This is a genomic window from Hymenobacter rigui (assembly GCF_003944715.1).
GTDB classification, from domain to species: domain Bacteria; phylum Bacteroidota; class Bacteroidia; order Cytophagales; family Hymenobacteraceae; genus Hymenobacter; species Hymenobacter rigui.
Genome location: NZ_RWIT01000006.1, coordinates 130,339 through 148,099, shown reverse-complemented (window position 1 = coordinate 148,099; position 17,761 = coordinate 130,339). Strand labels below are relative to the sequence as shown.

At 59.9% G+C, this 17,761-nt stretch carries 17 protein-coding genes; 7 read left to right on the top strand and 10 right to left on the bottom strand.

What is annotated here, in order from left to right:
- Window positions 1–24 precede the first annotated feature (24 nt).
- The 4 genes from lnt to EI291_RS13250 form a co-directional block, all read right to left on the bottom strand.
- Window positions 25–1,737, bottom strand: a complete 1,713-nt coding sequence (lnt, locus tag EI291_RS13265) for an apolipoprotein N-acyltransferase (protein WP_240635544.1) — start codon at window positions 1,735–1,737, stop codon at window positions 25–27.
- Window positions 1,727–2,470 carry a 16S rRNA (cytidine(1402)-2'-O)-methyltransferase gene (gene rsmI / locus EI291_RS13260; RefSeq protein WP_125420654.1) on the bottom strand — a complete coding sequence of 248 codons (744 nt, stop codon included), beginning with the start codon at window positions 2,468–2,470 and terminating at the stop codon, window positions 1,727–1,729. The genes lnt and rsmI overlap by 11 nt, the downstream gene beginning before the upstream one ends.
- A 183-nt stretch (window positions 2,471–2,653) precedes the next feature.
- Complete coding sequence (locus EI291_RS13255; RefSeq protein WP_125420652.1) at window positions 2,654–2,911, bottom strand: 4a-hydroxytetrahydrobiopterin dehydratase; 258 nt, start codon at window positions 2,909–2,911, stop codon at window positions 2,654–2,656.
- Window positions 2,912–2,923: 12 nt separating this feature from the next.
- Window positions 2,924–3,481, bottom strand: coding sequence for an NADAR family protein (locus EI291_RS13250; RefSeq protein ID WP_125420650.1), 558 nt, complete (start codon window positions 3,479–3,481; stop codon window positions 2,924–2,926).
- Between the two features lie 109 nt (window positions 3,482–3,590).
- Between EI291_RS13250 and EI291_RS13245 the strand changes: the two genes are divergently transcribed.
- The 3 genes from EI291_RS13245 (at window position 3,591) to EI291_RS13235 (ending at window position 5,134) form a co-directional block, all read left to right on the top strand.
- A complete protein-coding gene (locus EI291_RS13245; RefSeq protein ID WP_125420648.1) occupies window positions 3,591–4,091 on the top strand; it encodes a hypothetical protein in 501 nt (166 codons plus the stop codon).
- A 62-nt stretch (window positions 4,092–4,153) separates the two neighbouring features.
- A complete protein-coding gene (locus EI291_RS13240; RefSeq protein WP_125420646.1) occupies window positions 4,154–4,363 on the top strand; it encodes a hypothetical protein in 210 nt (69 codons plus the stop codon).
- 72 nt (window positions 4,364–4,435) lie between these two features.
- Complete coding sequence (locus tag EI291_RS13235; protein WP_125420644.1) at window positions 4,436–5,134, top strand: metallophosphoesterase family protein; 699 nt, start codon at window positions 4,436–4,438, stop codon at window positions 5,132–5,134.
- A gap of 74 nt (window positions 5,135–5,208) precedes the next feature.
- On the opposite strand, the gene EI291_RS13230 is transcribed toward EI291_RS13235, so the two are convergent.
- The 3 genes from EI291_RS13230 to EI291_RS13220 form a co-directional block, all read right to left on the bottom strand.
- Entirely contained in the window at window positions 5,209–6,015 is an 807-nt protein-coding gene (locus tag EI291_RS13230; protein WP_125420642.1) for a hypothetical protein, read from the bottom strand.
- 112 nt (window positions 6,016–6,127) lie between these two features.
- Window positions 6,128–6,640 (bottom strand): hypothetical protein, encoded by a 513-nt coding sequence (locus EI291_RS13225; RefSeq protein WP_125420640.1) that lies wholly within the window; start codon window positions 6,638–6,640, stop codon window positions 6,128–6,130.
- Window positions 6,641–6,797: 157 nt separating this feature from the next.
- A complete protein-coding gene (locus EI291_RS13220; protein ID WP_125420638.1) occupies window positions 6,798–9,035 on the bottom strand; it encodes a beta-1,3-glucanase family protein in 2,238 nt (745 codons plus the stop codon).
- Between the two features lie 361 nt (window positions 9,036–9,396).
- Here EI291_RS13220 and EI291_RS13215 point away from each other — a divergent pair, with 361 nt between their 5' ends.
- From EI291_RS13215 to rpiB, 3 genes are all read left to right on the top strand, one after another.
- Window positions 9,397–10,689: a serine hydroxymethyltransferase gene (locus tag EI291_RS13215; RefSeq protein WP_125420636.1), complete on the top strand. Its 1,293-nt coding sequence runs from the start codon at window positions 9,397–9,399 to the stop codon at window positions 10,687–10,689.
- 106 nt (window positions 10,690–10,795) lie between these two features.
- Window positions 10,796–11,653: a twin-arginine translocase subunit TatC gene (gene tatC, locus EI291_RS13210; protein WP_317127656.1), complete on the top strand. Its 858-nt coding sequence runs from the start codon at window positions 10,796–10,798 to the stop codon at window positions 11,651–11,653.
- A gap of 107 nt (window positions 11,654–11,760) precedes the next feature.
- Complete coding sequence (gene rpiB / locus EI291_RS13205; RefSeq protein ID WP_125420634.1) at window positions 11,761–12,189, top strand: ribose 5-phosphate isomerase B; 429 nt, start codon at window positions 11,761–11,763, stop codon at window positions 12,187–12,189.
- 71 nt (window positions 12,190–12,260) lie between these two features.
- On the opposite strand, the gene EI291_RS13200 is transcribed toward rpiB, so the two are convergent.
- The 3 genes from EI291_RS13200 to crtD form a co-directional block, all read right to left on the bottom strand.
- A complete protein-coding gene (locus EI291_RS13200) occupies window positions 12,261–12,872 on the bottom strand; it encodes a TetR/AcrR family transcriptional regulator (protein WP_125420632.1) in 612 nt (203 codons plus the stop codon).
- A gap of 70 nt (window positions 12,873–12,942) precedes the next feature.
- Entirely contained in the window at window positions 12,943–13,626 is a 684-nt protein-coding gene (locus EI291_RS13195; protein WP_125420630.1) for a carotenoid biosynthesis protein, read from the bottom strand.
- A 107-nt stretch (window positions 13,627–13,733) separates the two neighbouring features.
- Window positions 13,734–15,239 carry a 1-hydroxycarotenoid 3,4-desaturase CrtD gene (gene crtD / locus EI291_RS13190; RefSeq protein WP_240635543.1) on the bottom strand — a complete coding sequence of 502 codons (1,506 nt, stop codon included), beginning with the start codon at window positions 15,237–15,239 and terminating at the stop codon, window positions 13,734–13,736.
- 697 nt (window positions 15,240–15,936) lie between these two features.
- On the opposite strand from crtD, the gene EI291_RS13185 reads away from it, so the two are divergent.
- Complete coding sequence (locus tag EI291_RS13185) at window positions 15,937–17,757, top strand: cellulase family glycosylhydrolase (RefSeq protein ID WP_170172633.1); 1,821 nt, start codon at window positions 15,937–15,939, stop codon at window positions 17,755–17,757.
- Window positions 17,758–17,761 lie beyond the last annotated feature (4 nt).

Sequence of the window (17,761 nt, the reverse complement as noted above, 5' to 3'; positions counted from 1 at the left end):
TGACCGAATTCGAAGCAGAACATTCTAAGCCAGTTTAGACTGTTTGGTTTGTCTTTGTAATACAGCCCGTACCGCAGTAAGTACCAGCAGCAGCACCGCCAGTACCTGACAAGCGGGCCCGATAAGCTCCCCGTATTTCACGTAAAACGTCAGCTCCGTGTTCAGGTGCACGGTGGCGCGGCTCACGGCGGGCACCCACCAGCCGGTTTGCTGGGTGATTTCGCCCTTCTGATTGATGAAGCCCGAAATGCCGGTGTTGGCGGAGCGGGCCACGTCGCGGCGGGTTTCAATGGCGCGCAGCGTAGCGTACTGCAAATGCTGCAAGTGCCCCGGCGAATCACTCCACCACCCGTCGTTGGTGATGATGCCGATGAGCGTGGCCCCGTTCCGGGCATACTGGTTCACAAAGTCGCCGTACACCGACTCGTAGCAGATAACGGGGGCTACTTTGAGAGCGGGCGTGGCCATGGGATACACCGTGCGTTCCTCCTGGGAGCCCAGGCCGCCGGCCGTGCCGCCCAAATCAATGACGAACATGCTCAGCCACGGCGGTACACCCTCCACGCCCGGCACCAGCCGGCTCTTGTGGTAGAACTGCGCCGGCCCCGGCAGGTGCACGGCCGCATTGAAGATATCGTAGTAGCCTAGGTCCTCGCGGAAGCGGGCGGTGGGGCTGGCTTTGGCTTTATCGGAGCCGTACTGCTGCACCGAAGTCAGGCCCGTGACGAGGTCGAGGCCGGGGTGGCGGCTGAGCCAGTCGCGCAGGCGCTGCACTTTGGGGTAGCCATTGAAAGTAGCTTCGAAGTAGGTTTCGTCGAGGCTGGTTTCGGGCCAGAGCACCAGCTTGGTTTGCGGCGTGAGGTTCTGCTCGGTGAGGGTCAGCAGGCGGGTCAGCTGCTCATCGTAGGGCACGAAACGGGAGCCGCCCTCGAACTTCTCGTTGTAGGGGTCCACGTTCGGCTGCACTACCAGCACCTCCGCCGTTTCGCCTTTTTCCTGCACCCGGCTCCCGATAAAATAAGACAAGCCGATGGGCAGCAACGCCGCCAGTAGAGAGAGAATTATAAATGAAGAATTAAAAGTTAAAAGTGGCTGAGGTTTTACTACCTCACCGGCTCCACCTTTAATTTTTAATTTTTCATTTTTAATTGATAAAAACGCCAGCAGGTTCACCACCCACATCCAGAGCGAGCCGCCCAGAAAGCCGGTGTACTCGTACCACTGCACCCACTGGTTGGCCTGCGCAAAGCCGTTGCCCAGCGTCAGCCAGGGCCAGGTCAGAAACCAATGCAGGTGCAGCTGCTCGAAGGCAATCCAGAAAACAGGCAGGGAGGCGTAGCCCAGCTTCGGGCCGAAGTGCTTCTTGGTGAGCCGGAAGGCGGTGAGCGGCAGGCTCATGAGGGCGGCGTTGGCCACCACGGCCGTGATGCCGCCACCCAAAGTGCTGTAGCTCACCCAGTACGTAGTAAACACGTTCCAGAGCAGCAGCAGCAGGTAGCTGTAGCGCCACACTTTCCAGCCGCTGGCCCCGCGTTGGGTAAGCAGGTGTTCCAGCACCAAGTATGGCACCCAGCCCACCAGTAGTACCGCCGCCAGTGGAGCCGGGTGCACCGGCCAGCCCAGCCACAGCAGAAAAGCCCCTAGTAGCACCAGCATAGTAGGCAGCCAGAACGCCGGAGTGGTAATGACCGGTGCGGCAGCGGGGGCGGCAGTGGTCCGGGTAGCGTTATTCGTCACGGTCGTCGTTCTTGTATCGGTCTTCTTTGGCGGGGCGCTCCTCCTTACGGCCCTGCACCACCAGCACTATTTCGCCTTTGATGGCGGGTCGGGCGGCAAAGGTAGCGGCCAGCTCGGCCAGCGGGGCCGTTACGGTTTCCTCGAACAGCTTGGTCAGCTCGCGGCTCACGGAGGCGGGCCGCTCGGGCCCCAGTACCTCGGCCAACTGCTCCAGCGTTTTTACAATGCGGTGCGGCGACTCGTAGAAAATCATGGTGCGGTGCTCCTGGGTCAGCTCCTGCAGGCGCGTCTGGCGGCCCTTCTTCACCGGCAGAAATCCCTCAAACGTGAACCGCTCAGCCCCGAACCCCGATTTCAGCAGGGCCGGCACGAAAGCTGTGGCCCCCGGCAGACATTCCACTTTCAGGCCCCGCGCCAGGCACTCGCGCACCAGCAGAAAGCCGGGGTCGGAAATGCCGGGCGTGCCGGCATCGGATACCAGGGCCATGGTTTCGCCCTTTTCCAGCCGCTCCAACAGCCGCTGCACCTGCTGGTGTTCGTTGTGGAGGTGGTAGCTGAGCATGGGCTTTTTCAGGCCGAGATGCTGCAACAGGCGGCCGCTGGTGCGGGTATCCTCCGCCAGCACGGTATCCACCTCGCCCAGCACCCGAATGGCGCGCAGGGTTATATCCTCCAGGTTGCCGATGGGCGTGGGCACCAGGTACAGCAACGTCTTTTCTTGGGGTTCAGCCATACGGGCAAAGGTAGTTGAAGGGAGTTGCTAGTTGCTGGTTGCTGGTTGTCAGTATACACCACACGTCATTCCGAGCGCAGCCGAGGAATCTCGCGTGCTGATGTTGTGATGCTAACTCTGACGTCAGCACGCGAGATTCCTCGGCTGCGCTCAAAATGACGAACAATAAGGTTCTGTCAGCTCCTATTTAACCTCTTCCCCGCCGTATTCGGCCGCCAGCTTGTCAATGGCGGCGGCGAGCTGGTGGTCTTTGTCCGTCACGGTGTTGCCGGCATCATGGGTGCGCAGGCGGAAACTGACCACGTTATACTCGTTGCTCCACCATGGATGATGCTCCTGGTATTCAGCTTCCTCGGCCACGTCGCTCATGAAGCTGAAGGCCATTTTGAAATCCGTGAAACGGAAGGTACGGGTAAGGGCGTTGTCGGTTTCGGTCCACATAATGGGGGGAAATTACAGGTTACTGCGCACTTCCATCAAGGCAAAGCCCAGCAGGTTCAGGCCGGGCCACTCGGCGGGGTTGGTAGCCTGCGGATGGTCCTGGGCCAGGCCGATGCCCCAGATGCTGTCAACGGGGCTGGCCTCAACCAGCACCCGGTTGCCAGTGCCCAGCAGAAACTCCCGCAACGCCGCGTGCTGCCCGAATTTGGCTAGGTTGCCGCGCACCACAATCCCAAACCGCTGCGCATTCCACGCCGCTTCGTCGAAGCCCTGCACCTGGCGGCCCAGACGCTTGGCTACGTCCGGGTGTGGGGCCTGCAGAATAGCCTGGCGGGTGGCTTCATCCTGAAACAGCCGGGCTTTTTCGGCCATCATGTAGTGCTCGGTGGTGGCGTAAGTATCGCCGCCGAGGGTGAACGGAGCCGGATACCACTGGCTGAACACCTCTTTGCCAAGGCCGCCCTTGCTGGTATGCCCCCAGAAAAACAGGTACTTCACGGTTTCCCCCGATGCTACGTGCTGCAGCAGGATGGCAACGGAACGAATGGCCGGTAATACGTTGGATGACATGGCAATAGAGCAGAATAGTTGAGCAGGATACGGGCAAAGCTAAACCCAAATCCGGGAACCGCAGTACACTTACCCTGTACGCTCTGCCCACCTCAACACCTCCTTTACTATGGCTATTGACCCCAACGACCGTCCCGTACGCGTCATCAACGACGATACAACTGAGCAGGAAATGGCTGCCGGCCACATCACGCCCGGCGGCGACCCTCCCAAGAACGAAGCAGCCCGCGGGGGCTTCGGCAACCGGGAAGGCAAGGAAGGCTACGGCACCGACAGCGGCACCGGCATTTCGGCTGTATCGGTGAACGAAGACACCGACAAGATTGAGCACCCTGCCGATAACATGCGCACCTCCGATGAAGGCCGCCCCGACCGCCCTAATCAGGATTTGCCCGCCGATGACGACCAGGACCTGGAAGCCCACCGCCCCGTGGATGAGCTGGACCTGGACGACGCCCGCTCCGGCCGCGACGAAATGCAGAACCCCGACTCCCGGGTAGGCATGGGTCAGATGGAGCCCAAAACCGGTACCAACGCCGACCTGGCCCGCCAGGGCACCAACGCTGACCTCACTGACCCCGACGCTACCGACACTGCCATTGTGCAGTAGCTGTTTAATGGACTACTGCCTGTTGACGGTAGTCCTTATCGTTTACCTAACTTCCTTGTATCATGGCACATCATAGTAGTGAAGCAAACCAGGAATCACAGGAGAAACACGACCGGAAGGCCGATGTAGGCACCTCCAAAGCAGATGCCTTACCGGCTGGCTCGCTGGACGAGAAAACCGAGGACCAACTGGAGCAGGATGCGCAGGATGCCGGCCAGCGCCACCCCAACCGCAACCTGCATAAACCTGAGTTGGATAAGCCCGGCTATTAGTCAGCTCTTTCTCTTTTATCAAAAGCACCTGCGCAGGCAGGTGCTTTTTTGTATTCTCAACTCCCCCTCTGTATGGCCCGCTACGTAACCACCGATTTGCACGGCTGCCTGCTCTCTTTCCGGCAGTTAGTTGAGCACAGGCTGAAGCTGCGCCCCCAGGATGAGCTGTATGTGCTGGGCGACTACGTAAACAAAGGACCGGACAGCCGCGGCGTGCTCGATTACCTGATGCAGCTGCCGCAGCGGGGATACCGCGTCGTCTGCCTGCGTGGCAACCACGACCAAGAGCTGCTGGATGCGGCCCAGGGTAACACGGGCGTTACGTGGGCATCCGCCCAGGACCGGCAGCTGACGCTCAGCAGCTTCGGCGTGCAGCGCCCCGAGGATATTCCGACCTCTTATCTCCGCTGGCTGCAGGAGCTGCCGTATCAGTTGGAAGTGCCGGGCTGGGTGCTGGTACACGCCGGGTTCAACTTCCGGCTGCCGCCCGCCGCAATGCGCCAGGACTGGCACACCATGCTTAATATCAAGGAGTTTGTGTTTGATGCCTCCCGCCTAGAAGGCCGCCGGCTGATACACGGCCACGTGCCTACACCTACCGTTGAAGTGAAAAAACGGGTGAAAGCCCGAGCCGGCGCTATTGGGCTGGATACGGGCTGCGTGTACCGCCACAACCCCGAGCTGCGCCACCTGTCTGCCCTTAACCTGGATACCGACGAGCTGATTCTGCAGCCCAACATCGAGCTCGACTACCCGATTGGGGTGCGGTAAAATCAAAGCGCTGACGAAACCTGATGGAGGCCACGTCAGCGCTTTTACTTTTTTCCTTTTGACTTGTGCGTTGCTTACTCCTGCGGCAGCGCATCGGAGCGGAGGAGCTGGCGGGCGGCTTCCTGGTAGGGGTTGCGGGTGTCGTTGGCTACCGACCGGAGCGTGTTGCGGGCGGCGGTAATCTGCTGATTGCGCCAGTAGGCCATGCCCAGGTGGTAGCGGGCCCGGCCCGCCAGCCGGGAGCTTGACTGCATAGCCACCCGCCGCAGAAATGGCTGAGCGGCCCGTACCTGCTCGGGGTCATCTTGGCTGAGCAGGAAAATACCGTTGTAGTAGGTAAGGGTATCCTGGCCCAACGTGCTGGTTGGCACTCGGCGCAGGGTGTAGAGGGCAGGCGTGTAATGTCCTTCCCGGTACTGGCGCATGGCTTCGGCCAGCAAAGGGCGCTGGCTTTCCTGAATTACCTCGTCAGTGAGGCCGGAGTCGGGTACGTAGTAGCGCGTCCAGGCAATTTCGGGGCTGGTGCTGGCGGGTCGCATCAGAAACCACCACACCGCCACCAAGGCGACCAGGGCCACCCCACCTACCACGGCCCACTGGCGCTGCAGCCGGCGCTGGCGGCGCTTGATGCGGGCCAGGGCTTCCTGCCGCTGATCAAGGCGACGGTCTAAAGACAACAGCCGCTGATAAAGGGTTTCGTGGCCCGCCACCCAGCGCAGGTCGGCCGAAAGCTGCTCATAGAGCTGGTAGGCCTGGTACAGTTCGGGGTCCTGTTCCAGTCGGATTTCAAAAGCCTCTTGTTCAGCAGCTCCCATCTGCCCATCGGCAAAGCGTTCCAGCTCATCGAGGTAGGGGCGCAGGTCGGGGGTGGGCGGGGTCATTGAGGTGCAGGTGCGGAATTCGGCAGTGCATAGCAGGCTTCAGAACCTGATGCGGCAGTGTGGAAGAGAGACGTAATCGGGTGGCTAAGCTACGCAGAAGCCGGCATAGCCGCTAGCTGGCGGCCGTTTCGGTACGCAGGCGCAACTCGTAGAGTTTACGCAGGCAGATGGATTTCTGCATCCGGGCCACGTTGGCATTGGCAAAGCCCATCTTTCCGGCCATCTTCTCGAAGTTGTAGCCCCGGAAATAAAAATACATCAGCATTTTCTGGGAGTCCAGGCCCAGCTGCCGGAACAGGCCCAGCAGGCGCTGCCGACGGCCGGCTTCGGCCTTGGGCAGCACGGCCGTGGTGCGGGCAGCCCGCACCTGCTCATCGGCCATGCCGTACACGTAGGCCCGCAAATCGGGGGGAAGCTTGGTCAGGCGGCCGTCCGATACCTGGTCGTAGAACTCCACCAGCACCGTGCGCAGCAGCTCATGGGCCTCCGGGGCCGGAAGCTGGTGTTGGCGGCGGGCCCAGCGGGCAAACAGGTCGCGGTTCTGCTCATAGAAGGTAATCAGAAACGACTGGTTGCCGACGCGGAGGCTGGTCAGGACTTCGGCGAGCTGCTGGGGTGTGTTCATACGGGCAAGATACGAGGGATGCAGCGTTTAGTGACAAGCCCAACTGCAATAGGCAACTTATTGGGCATAGGTCGTTTTCTCGGCTCATCGGAGCAGTAAAAAAGGCTGCCCCACCGGAGCAGCCTTTTCATTCGCTATAGTTGAAGCACAACCGCCGTTATTTAATAAAGCGGCGCACGGTGGTTTTGCCCTCGGTGCTTACCACTACCAGTGAGTAGATGCCGCTGGGCAGCTTGGCCACGTCTACCGCCCCCCGGCCCAGCGTACCGGACGCCAGGGTTTGGCCTTGCTCATTTACAATGCGGTAGCTGCTCCCGGCCAGCACTGCATCCGACGTCACCTCCAGACGGTCAACGGCGGGGTTGGGGTACAGCGTGAGGGCGGGCTGGGCGTCCGGGGTTTCCTTGGTGGTAGCCCCCGAGGTAGCCATACGGGCCGTGCCTGCTTTGGTAATACGCACCCAGTTAATATTCCAGCCTCCGCTCTGAGCATAAATGCCGAAGTTGTACGTCCCGGCGTTGATGGTTACCGTTTTGGCTACCGTCGTCCAGGTTTGCCAGCCCCCGGTGGCCGGAATGGCCGAGTTGCCGAACTGGATGGAACCGGCATTCAGATCGGAGGAGATGGTGCCGCCGCCGGCCCCGCTGGCCACGCGGTACTCAATGGTGTATTGGCCGGTGGTGGGGAAGTTGATGTTGTTCCATACCAGATAGTCGCCGGCGTCCACGTAGCCCATGTTCTGGCCCCCGCCGGTGTCAGTAGTGGTTTCTACTGTCATGCCGTTGTTCACGTTAGCGGCTTCGGCCTGCAGCGTTATGCTGAAGGTACTGGTGGCAGCCGTGCGTACGCGCAGGGAGGTGGCCTTGTCGTTCCAGTTGCCGGTGCTCAGCGCGTTGTTTACCAGGCAGCTGTTGCCGGCGCTGCCCACCGTGAGCGAGGCGCCGGTGTAATTGTCGTTTTCGTAGAGCACCACCTCGTAGCCGCTGTTCACTTTGAGGGAGGAGATGTCGTCGTTGAGGATGCCCCGGCTTTGCAGTGCGGCCAGGGTATAGTCGCCTACGGGCAGGGCCACGGCCGTACCCGTGTAGTTGCAGTCCTTGTACATGGTGGCTACGCCGGTGCCCGTGGCCTGACCAGCAAAGCCGCCCCAGGTAGCTACCACTTTGGTAGGCTGGGGCGTTTGCAGCGTGGCCGACTGATCGGCCACGTCGTCGTAGGCAAAGCCGTAGCTCAGGTTATCCACGCTGATGCCGGGCAGGTGCCAGAACCGGGCGTAGTAGTTCATGGGAGCCGTTTGGTAGAAGCTGCCCACATTGTACCAGTCCTGCTGGCCGGGGGTGGCGGCGGTGGTGTTTACCACGTGGCGGTTGATGGCGGCCGTCATCTGAGCCTGCACCACCAGGTCACAGTCTCCGTCGCTCACGCGGTTGTCCAGCAGGCCTTTGCCTTCAAACGCCATCTGGGTAGTAGGCCGGCCGTTGATAATACCCGTGCGGCCGGCATACGCCCCCGACTGGCCCACTACCACCAGCCGGTCGTTGGCATCTACCCGGCCCTTAAATACGCCTGCGTTGCCGGCGTTGAAAATCAGATCCACCGACTTGTACTTGTTCCAGATGGCGTCGATGTAGCTTTTGAAGTACTGCCCGTAGGGGCCGGCCGTGGTGCCGTTGGTGCCATCGGCAAAAGCCGCCGACTTGGAGGGGAAGGTGATGACGCCGGTGCTGTTGTTCACGGTGCTCTGGAACTCAGTGGGCACATTGGCTTTGTAGGCAGCCACAATATCGGCGGCGGTTTTCAGCTCTCCTGTTTTCTTGTAGTAGCCGTTACCCCACAGCTCCAGGCCCATCGGGTATTGGAAAGCATCCACGCGGGTGGTGTTGCCGAAGAAACCATACTGGTTGTTGGTCAGCTCAATGGTTTCAAAGATGATGCCCTGGTTGGGGTCGGTGGCATTCTGCAGGTTGGGGCCGGCGTAGCCGCTGGGTGCCCCGCTGGCCCCGAAGAAGTAGAAATACAGCTGCTGCCCCCGGGAAATGTAGATGCGGCAACCGGCAATGTAGGGCAGCGTGAACGTTTTGTTGGGGATGGTGCTGAGCCGGAAAAAGCAGGCCGCGTACTTGGAGTTCTGCCCCGGGCCGGTGTTGCCGCCAATAGTGGGGCCGGTTACGGTGTTGTAGCTGGTGCTCATGGGCAGCACCTGGCTGTTGGTGGGGTTGATCCAGACGTGGTTGCCGTTGGTATCGATGCCCACAATGGCCACAAACAGGTCGGCATCGGCTGTGGGCGAATTGTTGGCCAGAGTAAACGGCACGCTGCCCTGGGCCCGGCCCAGCGAGGGTAACAGACTGCTTAGCACCAGCAGGCACCAGGCAAAAAGAGTACGGTTTTTCATGGGTAGGAAATTGGTTGTGGGAAGTGAAAAATGAACGGAACACCGCCGCGCCCAGGGCCCGGCGGCCCGGCAAAGTAACGCCCCTCAATCACCTGAAAAACTGCGCTTTCACCTCATATTCCACCTCGTAGCAGATACTGCACATGTGCCCCGCAGGCTACCGCACACGCCCGTCCGCCCTGCCCGGGCTACAGCTCCGCCGGACTGGGGCCGACACTGCATTTACTGCACACGCCGGCGGCGGCTAGCTACCGGCCCAATGCCCAAATTTTGTACCGGCTCACCCGGCCGTTTGGCCGGGGTGGCCTTCTCCCCGCTTTCTTCATTTCCTCATCCGCAAATCCGGCTTACCTTTGGCTGTATGGAAACGCACGCCACCACCTACACCCTCGATACCGCCGTCTTCGATCTGATTCAGAAGGAGAAAGAGCGGCAAACCCACGGCCTTGAGCTTATTGCTTCCGAGAACTACGTTTCGGAGCAGGTAATGCACGCCCAGGGCTCCATCCTCACCAACAAGTACGCTGAGGGCCTGCCCGGTAAGCGGTACTATGGCGGCTGCGAAGTGGTGGACCAGATTGAGCAATTGGCAATTGACCGGGCCAAGGAGCTGTTCGGGGTAGAGTGGGTGAACGTGCAGCCGCACTCCGGGGCCCAGGCCAATGCGGCCGTGATGCTGGCCGTGCTGCAACCCGGCGACAAAATCCTTGGTTTCGACCTTTCACACGGTGGTCACCTCACCCACGGCTCGCCCGTCAATTTCTCGGGTAAGCTCTACAAGCCCAGCTTTTATGGCGTGGAACCCGAAACCGGCCTTATCGACTGGCAGAAAGTAAAGGAAACGGCCCGCCGCGAGCAGCCCAAGCTCATCATCTGCGGAGCCTCGGCCTACTCCCGCGACTGGGACTACCAGGCCCTGCGCGAAGCCGCCGATGAAGTGGGCGCGCTACTACTGGCTGATATTTCGCACCCCTCGGGCCTCATTTCCAAGGGCTTGCTGAATAACCCCTTCCAGCACTGCCACATTGTAACCACTACCACCCACAAAACCCTGCGCGGCCCCCGGGGCGGCCTCATCATGCTGGGTAAGGATTTCGAAAATCCCTTCGGGCTGAAAACCCCGAAAGGCGAAATCCGGATGATGAGCAGCCTGCTCGACGGGGCCGTATTTCCGGGCACCCAGGGTGGGCCGCTGGAGCACGTAATCGGGGCCAAGGCAGTGGCGTTTGGCGAGTGCCTCAGCGACGCTTACACCGAGTACACCCATCAGGTTATCCGCAACGCCCAGGCCCTGGCCAACGGCTTCCTGGAGCGGGGCTACCAGATTATTTCGGGCGGCACCGATAACCACCTGATGCTGATTGACCTGCGCAGCAAAGGCCTTACCGGCAAGCTGGCCGAAAACACCCTCATCAAGGCCGACATCACCATCAACAAGAACATGGTGCCCTTCGACGACAAGTCGCCCTTCGTAACCAGCGGTATGCGCATCGGCTCGGCCGCGGTTACCACGCGCGGCCTGAAGGAAACCGACATGGTTCGCATCGTGGACTTCATTGATGAAGTACTGACGCATAATGCCGATGATGCCCGTATTCTGCGGGTGCGCGGCGAGATTAACGAGTGGATGCAGCAGTATCCGCTGTTTGCCTAAGTTAGTTCGGGAACAAGCCAACTTGAGGGGAAGTACCGTACGTACACGGTCTGCCACCTTGGCTTGTTCCCGTTCCTGACTTCCTACCTTTTTCAATTTACCCTTAGTGGAGCCAATTCAACCCGCGCTGGGCGACCAGCAGGAAATGTCGTTTATCGACCACTTAGAGGCGCTGCGCTGGCACGTCATCCGGGCGGTTATTGCCGTAGTGGTGTTTGCTACCGGCGCTTTCTTTGCCAAAGACTTCCTGTTTCACGACCTGATTCTGGGCCCCTCACGCCCCGATTTCTGGACCTACCAGATGCTGTGCCGGGCCGGGGCCGCATTGCACGCCGAGGGCCTGTGCGTGGATAAAATCGGCTTCGTGATTCAGAACCGCGAGATGAGCGGACAGCTGTCCATGCACCTTAGCTCGGCGTTTATTGTGGGGCTGGTGCTGGGCTTTCCGTATCTGTTCTGGGAAATCTGGCGCTTTATCCGGCCAGGCCTGTACCCCCACGAGCGGGCCAACTCCCGCGGGGCGGTGTTCTTCGTGTCCATCCTGTTTGTGCTGGGCCTGCTGTTCGGCTACTACGTGGCCGCTCCTATGAGCATCAACTTTCTGGCAGGCTATGTGGTGGATGCCACCATCGAAAACCAGATTGACATGCAGAGCTACATCAGTACGCTCATGACCATGACGCTGTCGTGCGCCTTCGTGTTTGAGCTGCCGATGATTGTGTTCTTCCTAGCCAAGGCCGGCCTGATTACGCCCGAAATCATGCGGGTGTACCGCAAGCACGCCATTGTGGTCATCCTGATTGTGGCCGCCATCATCACGCCCCCGGATATTTCGGCCCAGCTCATTGTGACGATTCCGATTATGCTGCTGTATGAGCTGAGCATCAATATTGCCCGCATTGTGGGCCGGAGCCGTACGGCTGCCCTCAACGCCAAGCTGGCCGAAAACCAGGGCATAGCTTAACCTTTCTGATAAAATGAAAAAGGTGTCGATGTTCAGCTAGCAAGCTACATCGACACCTTTTTCATTTTCTGCCTTTTCCATTCATCTAGACCATCAACACCTTCCTTATGAAACTTGCCATCGGCTCCGACCATGCCGGCTTCGAGTATAAGCAGATGCTACTCCAATGGCTGAGCGACAATGGCTACGAAGTGCAGGACTTCGGCACCCATTCCCTCGATTCCGTTGACTACCCCGACTACGTGCACCCGCTGGCCCTGGCCGTGGAGCGCGGCGAGGTTGAGCGGGGCATTTTGCTGTGCGGCTCCGCCAATGGCGTATGCATTACGGCCAATAAGCACCAGGGAATCCGGGCGGGCTTGGCTTGGGTACCGGAAGTAGCCACCCTGATTCGGCAGCACAACGACGCCAACGTGGTGTGCATTCCGGCCCGCTTCGTGGATGAGGAAACCGCCCGCGCTATCACCAGCCAGTTCCTGAACACGGCCTTTGAGGGCGGACGCCACCAAACCCGCGTGGATAAGATTAGCTGCTAGGCTTATACAAGTGAAATGATGAAGGGGTGCAATGGAACATTGCACCCCTTCATCATTTCACTTGTACGAATTTACATTCTATCAAACAGCGGCCCTACCAGTCGCAGCCCGGCGGTGGTGCACAGGCCGCGCACGTAGGGGCCGCAGACGTTGCGGTACACATCGGCAATGTTGAAGTATTCGGGCGGGAAATACTGCTCGTTCACCACCAGCCCAAACAGGGCCAGCAACACATGCGCCGTAGCCCGTGCGTCCAAATCGGCGCGGAACTGGCCTTCCTGAATGCCGTGTTGCAGCAGCCGCACCAGCAGCGGCTGCGAGTAGCTGGTCAGGTAGTCCTCAATAAGTGCCCACGACTCCGGGAAACGCTCCCGCATCACATGGTAGTCGTGGTGGGGGGAACGGCGCAGCTCGTGCATGCTGTGGTGTAGCAGGGCCAGTAGGCACTCGGCGGGCGTGGCCAGGTTAGCCAGTAGCTGTTCGTGCTCCTGACGCTGCCGCATCAGGTTGCGCTGCGTTACTGCCCGCAGCAGCTCAGCCTTGGAGCCGAATATTTCCCGGAAAGCAGCAAGCGAAAGATCCAGCTCGGCAGCCAGTTGCTCCTCGTGCACGATGCCGACGCCTACCTGACGGAATAAGATATTGGCGCGGTCCAGTAATTGATGGAGTACAAGTTCCTCCATGGGGAAGGGCAAAAAATTAGAAATATGTTCCTATCCACACGGCCCGGCGCCCCCATAACGCCGCAGTGGCTCAGAGTAGCATGCCCAGTCCGAAAAAAAACAGCAGCTGCACCAGATACACAAAGGGAACCAGCACATTACGTTTGTCAAATTCCACCCGGTTGAAGTACACCTGCAGGATGAGGCTAACTGCGAACCAGCCTTTGAAGTTCAACAGCGGAATCACATCATACTGCCAGCGCCAGAAATCATACCGGACGGCTACGGGCTCAATACAAATATCAAGCCCAACCATGAGCAAAGCCGCTACCACGGCCCGCAAAAAATCGGGAATGGGGAGGTAGCGCGCCAATACGCCGGCCGAATACGTGAGCATCAGCCAGTTTACGCCAATTATCAGGGGCACATCCAGCCACTTCAGACCCAGGGTTGCACCATACTCATACTGCCCGAACAGCAGCCCCGTCCGGATGCCCACTACCTCCACCAGAAAGCCCACCAGCGCCACCACCACGCAAAAGCCCCAGAAAGCCGGCGTGCGGCGGGGCTGAAAGGCCAGCAGCAACCCCAGCGTCAGCAGCAGATTAAGCGGTACGAACCGCAGGTAAAAGCTAGGGTCCTGTGAAAACGCCAGCCCGATGAACCCGGTAACATGAAACAGCAGCAGGATACCTTGTGCCCAGCGCAAACGCCGCTTCTGCGCATCGGGAATTGCCGTGGCCGGCGGAGAAAGTTGTTGCGTTGATTCAGGCATGAGGGGGAATGATGAACTATGAGTTAAGAAGTATGAGTGAGTAATTGTCTCGTCGGCGGGGCTCCTATCTGACAGTTGGCCGACCAGCGTAAACAATTCCTACCTCATCATTCCTCATTCATAATTAAAGAGGACACGATACGGGCCGAGAGCAGGCAAAGCGGAATACCGCCGCCAGGATGCACCGAGCCCCCGCAAAAGTACAGCCCCTCCAGTTGCCCCGAGAAATTTGGGTGGCGCAGAAAGGCCGCCAGCGTGTTGTTGCTGGAGCTACCGTACAACGCCCCGCCGAAAGAAGACGTTCGGGCCTCGATGCCCGGCGGGTCCCATACGTGTTCGGCCTGGATGAGGGTGCCCACCTCGGTACCGAGGGCCTGGCTTACCCGGCGCAGTACGGCGGTGCGGGTACGCGCCACCAGTTCGGGCCAGGGCTGCCCTTGGTCGTGGGGTACGTTCACCATCACAAACCAGTTTTCGTGGCCGGCCGGCGCATCGGTGGGCGTGTGCCCGGAGGTAATGTTGACGTACACCGTAGGGTCGTCGGACACGGTTTTCTCCTGAAAGATGGCCTCAAACTCCCGCTTGTAATCCTGGGAGAAGAAGATGTTGTGCACGCCCAGCTCCGGGAAACGCCGGGCAATGCCCCAATAGAAAATCAGGGCGGAGGAAGAACGAGGCTGGCGCAGGGTGCGCTCGGGAGCCGGCTGGGTGGGCAGCAGCCGACGGTAAGTCGGCACTACATCCATATTGCTGACTACAAGGCTGAAATCGTACACATCCTGGGAGGTGCGCACGCCCGTTACCAGCTCATTGGCCGTCAGAATCTCCAGCACCGGCTCCTGGTAGCGGAACTGCACACCCAGCTCCTCGGCCAGCCGCACCAGACTTTGGGCAATGGCATAGATACCGCCCTCAGGGTAATATGCCCCCAGCCCGTGCTCCAGATGCGGAATCATGCTCAGCGTGGCAGGAGCCTGGTAAGGGTCGGAGCCGTTGTAGGTAGCAAACCGGTCGAAGAGCTGCACGAGGCGCGCATCCTGGAAGGCGGCGGTGTGGCGCTGGTGCATAGTGCTGGTGAGGCCCAGCTGTGGCAGCGCGGCCAGGGCTTTCAGCACCTCGGGGCTAAGGTACGTGCTGGCTTTGTGCAGGGATTTTTGCAGAAACGTGCCCGCGGTGGCCTCATAGGCCCGGCCGCTGCGGCGCAGGAACTGGAGCACCTCTGCCGCCGGCACCTGCAGCTTCTCCTCTACCTCCCGGGCAAACTGCTCCTCTTCGGCCCAGGCGGTAAGACGGGTACCGTCGGCGAAGAAGTACTGGGTAATGGGGTCGAGGCGCTGATAGCGGAAGTAGTCCTGGGGGTTGCGGCCGGCCAGCTGGAACAGCTCGTCCACCAGATGCGGCAGGGTAAACAAGGAAGGTCCTCCATCGAAACGGTAGCCGCCCGGCAGTTCCAGCTGGTGCATTTTGCCCCCAAAGGATTCCTGCGCCTCAAACACCGTAACGCGGTGGCCCTGCACGGCCAGCCGTACCGCCGTGGCAATGCCGGCAATACCGGCCCCGACAATGGCAACCGGTTGAGGTGGACCCTTGCGGGCGGAAAGCAGTTTTGGCAAAGCGACGAGGAAAGGGAGGGGGCAAGAACGTCCTGCCCACACGAAGAACGGAGTATTGACGGACCTAACACAAGCCTACTTCGGGAAATGTTTGCTCAGCATAGGCAGGAACCGGTGGCCAGCCGTCCACCGAAAAATAATTGGAAGCTGCCGACATTTTTTTACGTGTTTTTTAGCCGTGCCACTTCAAGCCAGTGCCACCCCGAAAACTCCCCTGGGCCGAACCTTTTGCGTGTGCTGTAAGCGTATAGCCTACTAAGCAACCAAATGCAAAAGTGCCTTTTAAGCCGTTTCTAACCGGTTTCACGCCTTGATTTTCTGCCGTGCGCGCCCTTACATTTGATTAGGTGCCGCCCACCCACGGTTGGGTTCTGCGTACCGGGTCTGCGTGCGCCGCGGCCGTTGCCTTTCCCATTGGCCGCGCGCTCCATATCCCAGGCTGTTGCCGCCCTGGCGAACGTCGGCGGCAGCAGCAATAGTACCCTTCGCAGCCAGAGCCGCTGCAACGCAACAGGCTGCCGCGCTCTGTGGGCGCACCCCCTTCTTCACGAGTGAGAAAAAGCAGAAACGGGGCGGAGCTTCTCCGCCTTGTTTTTTTCTCCCGTACCGCCCCTTCCCATCCCACCCATATTTCTGTGTTATGATTTGCCAAAACAGACCGGTACCAGGTCTATACGGGCCATCCGTTATTTCCGGGGTGCTCGGGCTGTTGCTGGGCGGGCTGCTGGCACTGGCTGGCCCGGCCCACGCCCAACGACTGAATTTTTTGCACGCAGCAGGTCCTAAAACCGTGAATGCCGTCGGTCAGGAAGTAGTGTTACGGGGCTATAATGTGGGGGGCTGGCTGTTGCAGGAAAGCTACATACTCGGCACCGATACCCTCAACAGCCAATGGCGCATCAAACAGGGGCTGCTGCGCACCATGTCGGAGGCGGAAATGGAGAAGTTTTACCGCCAGTATCGGCAGCAGTTCATCACGAAGGCTGATATCGACTTTCTGGCCCGGCAGGGCTTTAACTGCGTCCGGCTGCCGCTGCACTATGATTTGTTTCTGACTCCGGAGCAGCGCCATGCCCGAACCGAGGTAATCCGGCACCCGCAGAACCCGCAAAAACTGGATGCTTACGTACAGCAGCTCAGCCAGTGGTATGACAAGGGCCAGCTATTTGCCCGACCCGCTAAGCTGGAAGGCATCCGCTACATTGATGAGGTGGTGAAGTGGTGCGCCGCCAATAACCTGTATGTAGTGCTGGACCTGCACGCGGCCCCCGGCGGTCAGGGCACCGACCGCAACATCAACGACAACTTTCGGCCCCTGGACCTCTGGAAGCGGCACGACAGCCAGGGACGCCTGATTTACCAGGATATAACGGTACGATTGTGGGAAACGCTGGCCGACCGGTACCGCACCGAGCCGACTATTGCCTTATATGACCTCATCAATGAGCCCCATGGCCTGAATGCCGCCAATGGTTTATCATCTGATAACCAAGAATTAAATGCGCTGTACTCTCGCCTGATTGATGCCGTACGGGCCCGCAATGATCAGCACCTCATCATGCTGGAAGGCAACGGGTATGGCAACGAGTACACCAACCTCACCCCCGACAAGCTTAAGGTAAAAAGTACCGCCAACTTGGTATACAACGCTCACCGCTATTGGTGCCCAAACACCGCCGAGGCCGCCGACCCCAACCCTAACCAGATCAACCTATTCAGCAACCTCACAGCCTTCCGCGACAAGTGGCAGGTACCGGTGTGGGTAGGCGAAACCGGCGAAAACTCCAATGACTGGTTTGCCACCGCAGTGCAGAGCCTCAACGACCGGGGCATCGGCTGGGGGCATTGGAACATTAAGCGGGTAGATTCCGGCGCGGGCCTGCTGCGCATTGCGCCCTACGGCAGCATCCTCACGCCCCAGGGCCGGGCCGCGTTGCTGCACAATATCCGGTTTGCCAATTGCCAGATCAATGCCGATGTAGCCGCTGCCCTCACCCAACCCGCTGATTCTCAACAACCCTTCCGACCTCTTACTATTCCGGGCACTATTGCGGCCACCGACTACGACCTGGGCCGTGACGGCGTGGCTTACCACGACACCTACTCCACCCGCACCGACTACCGCGACCTGACCCCGCACAACCTCGGCCTGGCTTACCGCAACGATGGCGTGGACATTGCACCTAGTCCCGAGCTGCCTAATGGATTTGCCGTGGAGCAGCTCCAGCCCGGCGAATGGCTGACGTACACAGTAAACATCAGTTCCGCAGCCAGTTATCAGACGGAGCTGTATCTGCGCCCTGGTGCCCAGCCCGGGCAGCTTCGCCTTACCCTGGGCGACCTGTCCCTGGGTACCGTATCGGTGCCGGCCGGCACCGGCTGGGTTACCGTTGGGCTACAAACCCCAGTCCTGCCAGCCGGGCAGCATACTCTGCGGGTAGCCATAGAGGGCCCACTCAACCAGCTGGGCTGGCTGCGGTTTGTACCCGCCCGCGCCGGCGCGGGAGCTGGTGAGTAATTAA

Excerpts from the sequence above, each read along its gene's own strand:
- rsmI (WP_125420654.1), bottom strand. The coding sequence starts at position 2,470 with ATGGCTGAACCCCAAGAAAAGACGTTGCTGTACCTGGTGCCCACGCCC.
- EI291_RS13255 (WP_125420652.1), bottom strand. The coding sequence starts at position 2,911 with ATGTGGACCGAAACCGACAACGCCCTTACCCGTACCTTCCGTTTCACG.
- EI291_RS13250 (WP_125420650.1), bottom strand. The coding sequence starts at position 3,481 with ATGTCATCCAACGTATTACCGGCCATTCGTTCCGTTGCCATCCTGCTG.
- EI291_RS13245 (WP_125420648.1), top strand. The coding sequence starts at position 3,591 with ATGGCTATTGACCCCAACGACCGTCCCGTACGCGTCATCAACGACGAT.
- EI291_RS13240 (WP_125420646.1), top strand. The coding sequence starts at position 4,154 with ATGGCACATCATAGTAGTGAAGCAAACCAGGAATCACAGGAGAAACAC.
- EI291_RS13235 (WP_125420644.1), top strand. The coding sequence starts at position 4,436 with ATGGCCCGCTACGTAACCACCGATTTGCACGGCTGCCTGCTCTCTTTC.
- EI291_RS13230 (WP_125420642.1), bottom strand. The coding sequence starts at position 6,015 with ATGACCCCGCCCACCCCCGACCTGCGCCCCTACCTCGATGAGCTGGAA.
- EI291_RS13225 (WP_125420640.1), bottom strand. The coding sequence starts at position 6,640 with ATGAACACACCCCAGCAGCTCGCCGAAGTCCTGACCAGCCTCCGCGTC.
- EI291_RS13220 (WP_125420638.1), bottom strand. The coding sequence starts at position 9,035 with ATGAAAAACCGTACTCTTTTTGCCTGGTGCCTGCTGGTGCTAAGCAGT.
- EI291_RS13215 (WP_125420636.1), top strand. The coding sequence starts at position 9,397 with ATGGAAACGCACGCCACCACCTACACCCTCGATACCGCCGTCTTCGAT.
- rpiB (WP_125420634.1), top strand. The coding sequence starts at position 11,761 with ATGAAACTTGCCATCGGCTCCGACCATGCCGGCTTCGAGTATAAGCAG.
- EI291_RS13200 (WP_125420632.1), bottom strand. The coding sequence starts at position 12,872 with ATGGAGGAACTTGTACTCCATCAATTACTGGACCGCGCCAATATCTTA.
- EI291_RS13195 (WP_125420630.1), bottom strand. The coding sequence starts at position 13,626 with ATGCCTGAATCAACGCAACAACTTTCTCCGCCGGCCACGGCAATTCCC.